This window comes from Streptomyces lomondensis (assembly GCF_014651035.1).
GTDB lineage: Bacteria > Actinomycetota > Actinomycetes > Streptomycetales > Streptomycetaceae > Streptomyces > Streptomyces lomondensis.
Window position 1 is genome coordinate 13,165 of the sequence record NZ_BMWC01000012.1, and the last position, 11,701, is coordinate 24,865.

8 protein-coding genes are annotated in these 11,701 nt (G+C 73.6%); 4 read left to right on the forward strand and 4 right to left on the reverse strand.

Annotated elements, in window-relative coordinates; translation table 11 throughout:
- Positions 1–10: 10 nt before the first annotated feature.
- From IE255_RS31550 to IE255_RS31560, 3 genes are all read right to left on the reverse strand, one after another.
- Positions 11–1,510 (reverse strand): DUF5719 family protein, encoded by a 1,500-nt coding sequence (locus IE255_RS31550; protein WP_190053816.1) that lies wholly within the window; start codon positions 1,508–1,510, stop codon positions 11–13.
- Positions 1,507–5,166 (reverse strand): glycosyltransferase, encoded by a 3,660-nt coding sequence (locus IE255_RS31555; protein ID WP_190053817.1) that lies wholly within the window; start codon positions 5,164–5,166, stop codon positions 1,507–1,509. Before IE255_RS31555 ends, IE255_RS31550 begins: the two co-directional genes overlap by 4 nt.
- Before the next feature lie 179 nt (positions 5,167–5,345).
- Positions 5,346–5,609: a WhiB family transcriptional regulator gene (locus IE255_RS31560; RefSeq protein ID WP_010034659.1), complete on the reverse strand. Its 264-nt coding sequence runs from the start codon at positions 5,607–5,609 to the stop codon at positions 5,346–5,348.
- Between the two features lie 658 nt (positions 5,610–6,267).
- On the opposite strand from IE255_RS31560, the gene IE255_RS31565 reads away from it, so the two are divergent.
- From IE255_RS31565 to IE255_RS31580, 4 genes are all read left to right on the forward strand, one after another.
- The gene (locus IE255_RS31565) at positions 6,268–6,774 is read left to right on the forward strand and encodes a cysteine dioxygenase (protein WP_190053818.1); all 507 of its coding nucleotides are present in this window, start codon (positions 6,268–6,270) and stop codon (positions 6,772–6,774) included.
- Positions 6,775–6,868: 94 nt separating this feature from the next.
- Positions 6,869–7,828: a 2-phospho-L-lactate transferase gene (gene cofD / locus IE255_RS31570; protein WP_190053819.1), complete on the forward strand. Its 960-nt coding sequence runs from the start codon at positions 6,869–6,871 to the stop codon at positions 7,826–7,828.
- Positions 7,825–9,141 (forward strand): coenzyme F420-0:L-glutamate ligase, encoded by a 1,317-nt coding sequence (locus tag IE255_RS31575; RefSeq protein ID WP_190053820.1) that lies wholly within the window; start codon positions 7,825–7,827, stop codon positions 9,139–9,141. The genes cofD and IE255_RS31575 overlap by 4 nt, the downstream gene beginning before the upstream one ends.
- 75 nt (positions 9,142–9,216) lie before the next feature.
- Positions 9,217–10,218 carry a DNA-3-methyladenine glycosylase family protein gene (locus IE255_RS31580; protein WP_190053821.1) on the forward strand — a complete coding sequence of 334 codons (1,002 nt, stop codon included), beginning with the start codon at positions 9,217–9,219 and terminating at the stop codon, positions 10,216–10,218.
- A gap of 335 nt (positions 10,219–10,553) precedes the next feature.
- Here IE255_RS31580 and manB read toward each other — a convergent pair whose 3' ends face one another.
- Positions 10,554–11,636, reverse strand: a complete 1,083-nt coding sequence (gene manB, locus IE255_RS31585; RefSeq protein WP_190053822.1) for a mannose-1-phosphate guanylyltransferase — start codon at positions 11,634–11,636, stop codon at positions 10,554–10,556.
- Positions 11,637–11,701: the final 65 nt, after the last annotated feature.

The window sequence follows — 11,701 nt, forward strand, 5'->3', positions numbered from 1 at the left end:
GCCTGCCCGCCTACCTCTGGAGCACCGACAGGTCCTCGTCCGCCTCCGGTACGGCCACCGTCCCCCGGTCGTCCGGGAGCGTCTGCACGGTGAAGGCGGGGACGCCGCCCTCCGACGCCGCCAGGGTGCGGGCGCCGTAGACCGGGCCGCCGGAGACCGGCTCGACCGTGAGCGCGTACGTGCCCTTCAGGCCGCCGGGGACCGGGGGCTCGATGTCCTGGGTGGTGCCTGCCTTGATCGTGTACGTCTTCGACACCGGTGTGCCGCCCTCGCTGCCCGCCGAGGCGGTGACCTTGACCGTGGCCGCGCGGCCGGGGGCGGTCAGGGAGAGCGTGCTGCCCTTGGCGCTGTTGTCCGCGGACGTCGCGCGCGTGCCGACGGGGCGGGTGGCCGGGATGAACGCCGTCTCCTGCTTGTCGCCCTTGCCCCGTACGACCTTCAGGGCCGCCACGACCGGCACCGACTGGTCCGTCGGCGTCAGCACCAGGGAGCCCGCCTCGCCGCGCGTGACGTCGCCCAGGTCGACGGCGGTCGTCATGCCGCCCTTGACGTGCACCGTCTCGTGCCCGGCCGGGGTGATCAGGCCGGAGGGGGAGGCGAGGCGCACCTTCAGGTCAGCGTCGGCGTCGCCGGGGGTGAAGGCGACCAGGCGCACGGAGGTGGCGTCCTTGGGGATGCCGGGCAGGACCAGGCTGCCCGACGGGTCCGTGGACGCGGCCAGCCAGTCGCCGCCGGTCTTGTCGTCCAAGGCCTGCACGGCGGCGCCGACGCGTCCGCTGCGCACGTTCACGTGCACGGTGAGGTCGGTCTGCCGCTCGTCGGTGAGGGTGGACAGCAGGATCGGCTCGCTGGCGTGCGGCTTGACCGTGATGCCCTCCCCCACCGTGGACTGGAGGGCGCCGTCCTTGCCGTAGAGCTCGACGTCGACCACGGCGGCCGAGTCGTCGGGGTTGGTCAGGTGGACGTAGTCGGTGCGGTCGGCGGCCGTGCTGGCGCCCGGGAACCAGAAGTTCGTGTCCGGAGCGGTGCAGTTGACGCCCTGGAGGCCGCGCCCCGTGCCGGCGGCCACCTCCGTGGTCTCCTGGACCGTCCAGCCGGGCGCGAACCTGCCGTCCGCGGTGCCGACGAGCGCGGGTGCCTCGGCGCCGGAGCTGTCGCCGGTGACCGGCTTGCCGGGCTCCTTGGGGGTCAGCACGGGCTTCTCGGTCCTGCCCTTGCTCTTGCCCGTGTCCGAGCCGTCCGCCGACTCCTGTGCCGCCGCCTGGAGTTCGGCCTTGCCGCCGCTCCCGGTGCCCTTGGTGACCGGCGTGAACGACGTGTAGGACGTCTCCGCGATGTCGGACAGGCTGGGCGCCGGGCACAGCAGGCTCGTGCGCTCCACGGGCAGTTGGGCGGCCGCCTTGGCGGTGGCGGCCGTGCCCGGGGCGTCCGGGGCGGACAGCGCGGCGAAGCCGGTGACGGCGGCGAGCGCGGTCGCCCCGGCGATCAGGGACAGGGTGGTGCGGTTCACTGCTGGCTCCCGTCGGGACGCTCACTGCCCGTGCCGTGGGGGTGGTGCTGCTGCGCCGGGTCGTACGGCGTGCCGTAGCCCTCGGTGTAGGTCTGGTCGTAGCCCTGCTGGTCGTACGAGGGGGCCGGGGCCTGGCCGCCGTACGCGTACGGGTCGTACTGGCCGCCCTGGTACGGGTCCGCCTGGTACTGCTGCCCGTACGCGTCGGCCGGGTACTGGGCGCCCTGGTACTGGTCGCCGTAGTTCGCGTACTCGCCGCCCTGGTAACCGCCGTTGTCCCACTGACCGTAGTTCTGCTGCTGCGGCACGGCCGCCGGCGGCTGCTCCGGCTGCGGGGGCGGGAACTCCTCGGGCCGGTCCGGCCCTTCGGCCTCGGCCTCGGCCTGGGCGCGCAGGCGGCGGGCGCGGCGGCCCTCGCCGGCGACCGGCTGGGCCGGGACGGCCGGCTCGTCGGGCAGGTCGTCGTCGACGTCGCGGCGACGGCCGGGCAGGGCGAGCACCACGAGGACGACGGCGAGCAGGCCCTGCGCCCACAGCCATGCCGTGTGGGTGATCGGGTCCTCGTAGGTGACGTCCAGCCGGCCGCCACCGGCGGGGAGTTCGAAGCCCTGGGCCCAGCCGTCGACCGTGGTGCGGGTGAGCGGCTTGCCGTCGAGGGTGGCGGTCCAGCCGTCGGCCGCGGAGTCGGCGAGGCGCAGCACGCGCCCGTCGGCGCCGGCCGGGAGCGTGGTGTGGATGTCGACGGGCCCGGCGGCGACGGTCTGCGGGGTGCCGGAGCCGGAGGCGGGGACGATGGTGGCGCGCGCGACCTCCCGGTCGATCTGCCACAGCGCGCTGCCGTCCTGCTGGCTGAGCCGGGTCAGGCCGGGCGTGGCGTCCAGGACCCGGGTGACGTCGCGGGGCGCGCCCTTGTGGACGAGGACGTAGCGCACGGCGAAGCCGCCGAGCTGGTCGGCCTGGTCGGCGCCGGAGCCGGCGACGAGGTTGGCGACGACCTTGTCGAGCCTGCTGTTCTCACCGTCCTCCGCGGCGATCTCGCCGTCGCCGAGGCGGGCACCGGAGCCGCGGACCAGCACATAGCCGACGTGGGCGGCGGAGTCGCTGTCGAGGACGAGGGTGCGGGCCTGGTCGCTGCTGCCGCCCTCCTCGGCGACGAACGCAGGCACCTGGGTCGGGTCGCGCCGCTCCAGGGGCCCGTCGGCGCCGCGGATCATCCAGCCGGCGGCGACGAGCAGCGGCCCCGCGGCCGAGGCGAAGGCGATCAGCACGGCGACCGGCTGGCGCCACCCGAAGCTCTGCTCGGCCACACGCGCGCGTGCCCCGTCGGCGCCGAGCGCGGCGGCCGCGAGGAGGGCGATGCCGTAGACGAGGGTCGCGGGTCCGGCCCAGGTGGAGCTGTTGGACAGGACCGCGAAGACGAAGCCCACCAGGGCGACCGCCCAGGCCGTCCAGATGCCCCCCTGGCGCTCCGAGCGCAGCAGGGCGGCGAGCGCGGCCAGCACGATGCCGATGAGCATGAGGCCGCTGACGGTGCCGGGGCCGCCGGGGCTGGCGCCGAGCAGGTCGAGGGCGGAGGCGGCCGAGGAGCCGTACTCCAGGCCGGCTTCCCGGAAGAACCCGAACGGGAGCAGCGTCAGCGACCAGGGGGCGAGGAGCAGCAGGGGCGTGCCGAGCTGGGCCAAGAACCGCAGCCCGTACGCCGGGATGTCGGACCGGCGCAGGACCAGCAGCCCGGCGCCGAGGAGCAGCGCGATGGGCCACACGATCGGGGTGAACGCGGTGGTGATGGTCAGCAGCAGCGCGTACGCCCAGGTGGCGCGCCAACTGCCGCGCGTGCCCGCGGGACCGGCCAGGCCGCCGGCCGCGATGCCCGCGCGGGCGATGAGCGGCAGCAGCACGGCCAGGACGGCGGTGCCGAGGCGGCCGCCGGCGAGGGCGCCGGTGGCGGCGGGCAGGAAGGCGTAGACGACGGCCGCCCACGCGCGCAGCAGCCGGGAGGTGACCAGCGGGCGGGAGGCGAAGTACGCCGTGACGCCGGCCAGCGGCACCGAGCAGACGAGCAGCACCGTGACGGCGAGGCCGGTCGAGCCGAAGAGCAGGGACGCCAGCATCGCCACGATCGCCACGTACGGCGGCGCGGCGGAGGTGCCGCCGGCGCCGACCGGGTGCCAGGCGTCCAGGTAGCGCGCCCACAGGTCGGCGGAGTCGGCCGGGGCGGGCAGCAGGGCGCCGCCCGCGAGCGCGCCGCCGCCGAGGAGCTGGCGGCAGGCGACCAGGGAGACCAGCAGCAGCACCAGGAAGAGCACCGGGCCGGGCTTGCGCGCGATGCGCTTGAGCCGGGCGAACTGCTCGATCTCCAGGAAGTCGGCGTCATCGCCGCCCGGGCCGGACTCGACGGCGCCGCCGTGCCGTCCCGCCCCGGCGGCGACCTCCGGGTCGGAGCGGCCGACCAGATTGCTCGCGACCTGCTCGACGGTGGCGCGGACTGTGGCACCGGGCGGCGGGAACAGCTGCCGCAGCTCGCCCTTGTCGATCTGGGGTGCGCCTCTGCGCCGCCGGCCGGCGAGGATCCGCTCGGGCCTGAGCAGCGTGCCCATGAGGCCGCGGATCTCGTCGACGGCCTGGCCGGGGACCTTGCCGACGAGGTAGGCGAGGGTCCGCAGCAGCGTGCCGAGCACGATCCGCAGCAGCACCCAGGGGAGCACGGCCGTACGCGTGTTGACGAGCAGGGCGTAGACGGCGCCGGCCTTGTCGACCTTGTGCGGGGAGGCCGCGGTACGGCCCACGCAGTCGACCGTGCGGCGCTCGCGGGAGGCCGCCTCGGCGTGCCGGACGACCGCCTCGGGGGCGACCAGGACGCGGTAGCCGGCCGCGTGCGCGCGCCAGCACAGGTCGACGTCGTCGCGCATGAGGGGCAGGTGCCGGTCGAAGCCGCCGAGCTGTTCGAAGACGTCACGGCGGATCAGCATGCCGGCGGTGGACACCGACAGCACGGACCGGACGTGGTCGTGCTGGCCCTGGTCCTGCTCGCGACGGTCCAGGCCGGTCCAGCGGCGGCCGGAGTTGGCGATACTGACGCCGACCTCCAGCAGCTGCCGCCGGTCGTACCAGCCGCGCAGCTTGGGGCCGACGACGGCCACGTCCTCGCGGCCCAGTTCGTACTCGTTGTCCACGACCCGCAGCAGCTGGGCCAGGGCGTCCGGCTCCGGGGCGCAGTCGTCGTGCAGCAGCCACAGCCACTGGACCGGCTCGCCGTGCGGGAGCTCGGGCAGGTCGTAGGCGTCGTCGCGCCACGTGCGCGTGACCGGGTCCCAGCCGCTGGGCCGCTTCAGGTACGGCAGTTCCTCCGGGGTGAGGACCGGGGCGGTGCGGTCGCACTCCTCGACGGCCTGGCCGAAGCCGGTGCGGCGGGCGAGGTGCAGTACGCGGTCGGCGCCGAGGGCGTCGGTGACCAGCTGGGCGGAGTCGTCCGCGCTGCCGGTGTCGGCGCCCATCGCGTACTGGACGGGCCGCTCCTGGCCGAGCAGCCCGGCGAGCGCGTCGGGCAGCCAGCGGGCGCCGTCGTGGGAGACGAGGACCGCGGTCACCACATGACGCGGGAACTCAGGTGTGGCAGCTGTGTCGTGATGCGCTGCCGTGTGGCTGTGCACGGACATCGAGGTACGGGCCCCGGTTCGGTGGACTGCGGTGGACGCCTGCGACCGGTGGGGGCAGCGGGGCGTCTCGGACGAGCGACCACACTATCGGCTGCGCAACAAGGGGGCCCGCCGCCTGTGGACAACCCACCTGCGACGGGCCGTTCGAACCGTGCGTATGTACGGATCCGCGATGTCGGTCAGACCGCGGCCTTCTTCAGCCGGCGGCGCTCCCGCTCGGACAGGCCGCCCCAGATGCCGAAACGCTCGTCATTGGCGAGGGCGTACTCGAGGCATTCGGAGCGGACCTCGCAGGCGAGGCAGACCTTCTTGGCCTCCCTGGTCGAGCCGCCCTTCTCGGGGAAGAAGGACTCGGGGTCGGTCTGGGCGCACAGTGCGCGCTCCTGCCAGCCGAGTTCCTCGTCCGCGTCGTCGACCAGCAGCTGCTGCACCGTCTCGGTCATGTGCGCCCCTCGTCTGTCTTTCGCGTCCCCGTGATCTAGCCGTTACCGATTCCGGCTGAACGACACGAGTGAAATTACAAGTGTGCTGCTCCGGGCGAGTCAAGCCGAGATCTGCTATTGAGCCCCTTATTCACTCTGCGGAACCAAGCCCATGCGGAAAGTGTTCAAATCACCATAAAACCTGACACCCAGACGGAGCCTGCGAGGGCCCACGTCTTCCGCCGGACCTCTTGCAGACCTCTACGGTGAAGGACGCCCAGAGGTTCGATCTCGTTCCGGCACACACCTCGAAGCGAACCGGATCACAGTCGGATCACGAGTACACAACGGGGTTTGTCCGCCCGGATGGACGCCATGTGTCCCGGCGGAGCCATGAACAAACCTTTCATCTGAGCGATGAACCGGATGAGGTGAACCCCGTCCCACATACCGGGTGCCGAGTTGACAGGGGAGGTGTGAACCGGTGTCCTTGTGGGCATGCTCGCGAACTTGGCACTCACCTCGACCCGCACCGCCGGGTCCCACGGTGCTGCCCGCGCTCGCTGTAGCTGTTGCTGTTCCAGCTGTTGAGCCCCACCCGCTCCAGCTGACGGCCGAGTCACCCGTCTCTCGGCCTCCGTTCCCTCTGACCTTCTTTCACTGAGGAACCACCACACCCATGAACAGCGACAGCGACCTTCAGATCGCCGGCGACATCCTCGAAGTCCCGCACCTGCTCCAGACCCCGCGCGAGCACCCGGCCACCGTCGCCGAGTTCGTCGGGCTCGCCCGCTCCCTCGCCGCCGACCGCTCCCAGTGGGAGCACCTCGTCCGGTACGACGCGACCAGCCGCTGGTACCACCGGCTGCGCACCGGCCCGGGCTACGAGGTGTGGCTGCTGTCCTGGGTGCCCGGGCAGGGCAGCGGGCCGCACGACCACGGCCGCTCCTCCGGTGTGCTTACCGTGCTGGACGGCACGCTGACCGAGCGCACGGAGCGGGGCACGCGCGCGTTGCGGGCGGGCGCGCAGCGCGTGTTCGCGCCTGGGTACGTGCACGAGGTGGTGAACGACGCACTGGAGCCTGCGGTGAGCCTGCACGTGTACTACCCGGGCCTGACGGAGATGCCGATGCACACGGCCCAGCACTGCGAGGCCCTTCCCGAGCCGGGCGCCCTGACCGCCTGACGGGTTGCCGAAGCCACTGGCCGGTTGCCGAAGCCACTGGCCGGTTGTCGTAGCCGCTGACCGGTTGTCGTAGGCGCCTGCAAGACTGGCTTCCATGCGCATTGTGGTTCTGGCAGGCGGCATCGGTGGTGCCCGGTTCCTGCGCGGTCTGAAGCGGGCCGCGCCGGACGCGGACATCACGGTCATCGGCAACACCGGGGACGACATCCACCTCTTCGGGCTCAAGGTCTGCCCGGACCTCGACACGGTGATGTACACGCTCGGCGGCGGCATCAACGAGGAGCAGGGCTGGGGCCGGGCCGACGAGACCTTCCACCTCAAGGAGGAGCTCGCGGCCTACGGGGTCGGGCCCGAGTGGTTCGGCCTCGGCGACCGGGACTTCGCCACGCACATCGTGCGGACGCAGATGATCGGCGCCGGGTACCCGCTGAGCGCGGTGACCCAGGCGCTGTGCGACCGGTGGCAGCCGGGCGTGCGGCTGATCCCGATGTCCGACGACCGCGTCGAGACGCACGTGGCCGTCGAGATCGACGGCGAGCGCAAGGCGATCCACTTCCAGGAGTACTGGGTGCGGCTGCGCGCCTCGGTGCCGGCGCAGGCGGTCGTGCCGGTGGGTGCCGACCAGGCGAAGCCCGCGCCGGGTGTCCTGGACGCCATCGCCGAGGCGGACGTGATCCTCTTCCCGCCGTCCAACCCGGTCGTCTCCATCGGCACGATCCTCGCGGTGCCCGGCATCCGGGAGGCGATCGCCGACGCCGGGGTGCCGGTGATCGGCCTGTCCCCCATCGTCGGCGACGCGCCCGTGCGGGGCATGGCCGACAAGGTGCTCGCCGCCGTTGGGGTCGAGTCGACCGCGACGGCCGTGGCCGAGCACTACGGCTCGGGCCTGCTGGACGGCTGGCTCGTGGACACGGTGGACGCGAGCGCGGTGGAGCAGGTCGAGGCCGCCGGGATCCGCTGCCGGGCCGTGCCGCTGATGATGACCGACGCCGACGCGACCGCGCGGATGGCCCAGCAGGCGCTGGCGCTGGCGGAGGAGGTGCGGGAGGCGTGACCGGCGAGGAGCAGAGGGCCGGCGGGTACCGAGTGTGGGCCCTGACCGGGCTGCCCGAGGTCGCGGCCGGGGACGACCTGGCCAAGCTGATAGCCGCCGCCGAGCCCGGCCTGGCCGACGGGGACGTACTGCTCGTCACGTCGAAGATCGTGTCCAAGGCGGAGGGCCGGATCGTCCAGGCGGCGGACCGCGAGGCCGCGATCGACGCGGAGACGGTCCGGGTGGTCGCCCGGCGCGGCAGCCTCCGGATCGTCGAGAACCGGCAGGGCCTCGTCATGGCCGCGGCCGGGGTCGACGCGTCCAACACCCCGTCCGGGACGGTGCTGTTGCTGCCCGAGGATCCGGACGCCTCCGCCCGCGCGATCCGCGACGGGCTGCGGGACGCCCTCGGCGTCGACGTCGGTGTCGTCGTCACCGACACGTTCGGGCGGCCCTGGCGCGCGGGGCTCACGGACGTGGCGATCGGCGCCGCCGGAGTGCGCGTACTCGACGATCTGCGCGGGGGCACGGACGCGTACGGCAATCCGCTCAGCGCCACCGTCGTCGCCACGGCCGACGAACTCGCCGCCGCCGGCGACCTGGTCAAGGGCAAGGCCGCCGGGCTGCCCGTCGCCGTGCTGCGCGGGCTGCCGCACGTGGTGGCGGAGGAGGACGGAGAGGGAGCACGGGCCATGGTGCGGGGCGCGCGCGACGACATGTTCCGCCTCGGCACCTCGGAGGCGATACGGCTGGCCGTGACCCAGCGGCGCACGGTCCGGGCCTTCACGGACGAGCCCGTCGACGCCGGTGCCGTGCGGCGGGCCGTGGCCGCGGCCGTGACGGCGCCGGCGCCGCACCACACGACGCCGTGGCGATTCGTGCTGCTGGAGTCGCGGGAGTCACGGACGCGGCTGCTCGACGCCATGCGGGAGGCGTGGATCGCCGACCTGCGGCGGGACGGCAGGACGGAGGAGTCCATCGCCAAGCGGGTGCGGCGCGGGGACGTCCTGCGGAACGCGCCGTATCTCGTCGTCCCCTGCCTGGTCATGGACGGCTCGCACACGTACGGGGACCCGCGGCGGGACGGCGCCGAGCGGGAGATGTTCGTGGTCGCCGCTGGCGCCGGCGTGCAGAACTTCCTGGTCGCGCTGGCCGGGGAGCGGCTGGGATCGGCGTGGGTGTCGTCGACGATGTTCTGCCGGGACGTGGTGCGCGAGGTGCTGGGGCTGCCCGCGGACTGGGACCCGATGGGGGCGGTGGCGGTCGGGCATCCGGCGGAGGAACCGCGGGCGCGGGCGGAGCGGGACGCGGGGGCGTTCATCGAGGTGCGGTGACGGGCACCGGCCGGGGCCTACCCTCGTAGGGCCCCTCTGTTCCGACCGCGGCAACCTCATCCAGGGACTTCACTCATGGCAGGACGCTTCGCTCCCCGGCCCACCCGTACGACCGTGCGCGGTGGGCAGGTCGCCGTGGGCGGGGGCGTGCCGCGGCAGGCGGCGGGGCCGGGGCGGGTGCGGGACTGGGTGCCGGAGGGGCCGCTGGATCTCGGGCTGGTGCTCGGGCCGTTGCGGCGCGGGCCGGGCGATCCGACGTTCCGGGCGATGCCGGACGGATCCGTGTGGCGGGCCAGTCGCACGCCTGCCGGGCCCGGGACGCTCCGGGTGTGCGCGTACGGCGGTGGGGTGCGCGGGGAGGCCTGGGGGCCCGGGGCCGAGTGGCTGCTGGAGCGGCTGCCGGAGCTGCTCGGGGCCGCGGATGATCCGTCGGCGTTCGTGCCGCGGCACCGGCTGCTGGCGATGACCCGGCATCGGCGGCCCGGGGTGCGGCTGACGCGGAGCGGGCTGGTGCTGGAGTCGCTGATTCCGTCGATTCTGGAGCAGAAGGTCACGACCGATGAGGCGTATCGGGCGTGGCGGTTGCTGGTACGGAAGTTCGGGGAGCCGGCGCCGGGGCCCGTGCCCGGGCGGATGTGTGTGATGCCGGCGCCTCGGACGTGGGCGTTGATTCCGTCGTGGGAGTGGCATCGGGCCGGGGTCGACAACAAGCGGGCATCGACGATCCTGCGTGCCGTGCGGGTCGCTGCGCGGCTGGAGGAGGCCGTGGGGATGGAGCCCGGGGCGGCTCGGGCGCGGCTGGAGGTGGTGCCAGGGGTCGGGCCGTGGACGTCGGCGGAGACGGTGCAGCGCAGTCATGGGGCGGCGGATGAGGTGACGGTGGGGGATCTGCATCTGCCCGGGATCGTGGGGTGGGCGCTCGCCGGGGATCGGGATGCGGATGACTCCGTGATGCTGGAGCTGTTGGAGCCGTATGCGGGGCAGCGGCATCGGGCGGCTCGGTTGATTCTGCTGAGCGGGAGGGTGCCGGCGCGGAGGGCTCCGCGGATGCCGCGGGGGGATATCGGGCAGTTGTGATGTGCTGCCCGCTTCTTGGTGCTCGGCGTCGGTGCTGGGGGCGGGACGTTGCGCAACCCGGCGGAGCGGGGTGCCGCTGCGCCCACCCGTGCCGCCCTTAGCGGCACGATTGCCCGCAGCTGAGCAGGAGCAGCGACCCGCAGCCCGGCACTGTGGCGTGCGGCAGCTCTGGGGCGGGCTCCGCCGCAGCGGCACGGCTGCCCGCAGCTAAGCGCGAGCAGCGGACCGCAGCCCGGCACTGCGGCGTGCGGCAGCCCTAGGGTGGGCTCCGTCCCGGCGGCACGATTGGCCGCAGCCAAGCGGATTCGCGCCCGCCCCAGCCCTCCCTGCAAGTGCTACTGGTCCGACGAGAAGCGGACCGCGCCCGCTGGTATGCGGGCGTCGCACCATATGCGGGCGCCGTCGCGGAGTTCGTTGTCGGGGCCGATGATCGCGCCGTCGCCGATGACCGTGCCGGTGAGGACCGAGCGTTCGCCGACGCGGGCCCGGGTGCCGATGAGGGAGTCGGTGATGACCGCGCCGGGTTCGATCACCGCGCCCGGCAGGATCGTGCTGCCGAAGACCCGGGCGCCCTCGGCGACGAACGCGCCCTCCCCCACCACCGTGCCGCCCGACAGCTTCGCGTCGGCCGCGACCGTCGCCGTCGGCAGGACCAGGCGGTCGCCGCAGCGGCCGGGGACAGCCGGAGAGGGGGCCCGGCCCAGCACCAGGTCCGCCGAGCCGCGGACGAAGGCCGCCGGTGTGCCGAGGTCCAGCCAGTACGTCGAGTCGACCATGCCCTGGAGGTGTGCCCCGGCCGAGAGGAGGTCGGGGAACGTCTCCCGTTCCACCGACACCGGCCTGCCCAGCGGGATCGTGTCGATCACCGAGCGGCGGAAGACGTACGCCCCCGCGTTGATCTGGTCGGTGACGATCTCCTCGGGCGCCTGCGGCTTCTCCAGGAACGCCAGGACCCTGCCGGTGTCGTCCGTGGGGACCAGGCCGTAGGCCCGCGGGTCCGTGACCTTCGTGAGGTGCAGGGAGACGTCCGCCCCGGTCGTCTCGTGGGTGTCGACCAGGGCCCGGATGTCGAGGCCCGTCAGGATGTCGCCGTTGAAGATCAGGACGGGGTCGTCGGGACCCGAGTGCAGCCGGGAGGCCACGTTGCGGATGGCGCCGCCGGTGCCGAGCGGCTCCTCCTCCGTCACGTACTCCAGGTGGAGGCCCAGCGCGGACCCGTCCCCGAAGTACGGCTCGAAGACCTCGGCCAGATAGGACGTGGCCAGGACGATGTGCTCGACACCCGCCGCTCTCGCTCTCGCCAGCTGGTGCGTGAGGAAGGGCACCCCGGCCGCCGGAACCATGGGCTTGGGCGTGTGCACCGTGAGCGGGCGCAGCCGGGTGCCCTTGCCGCCGACCAGGAGGATCGCTTCTGTCACGTGTCGTCTCTGCTTCCTGCCGGGACCGGCCGAACTGTCTTTCGGCCGGTCAGTGTATGCAGACC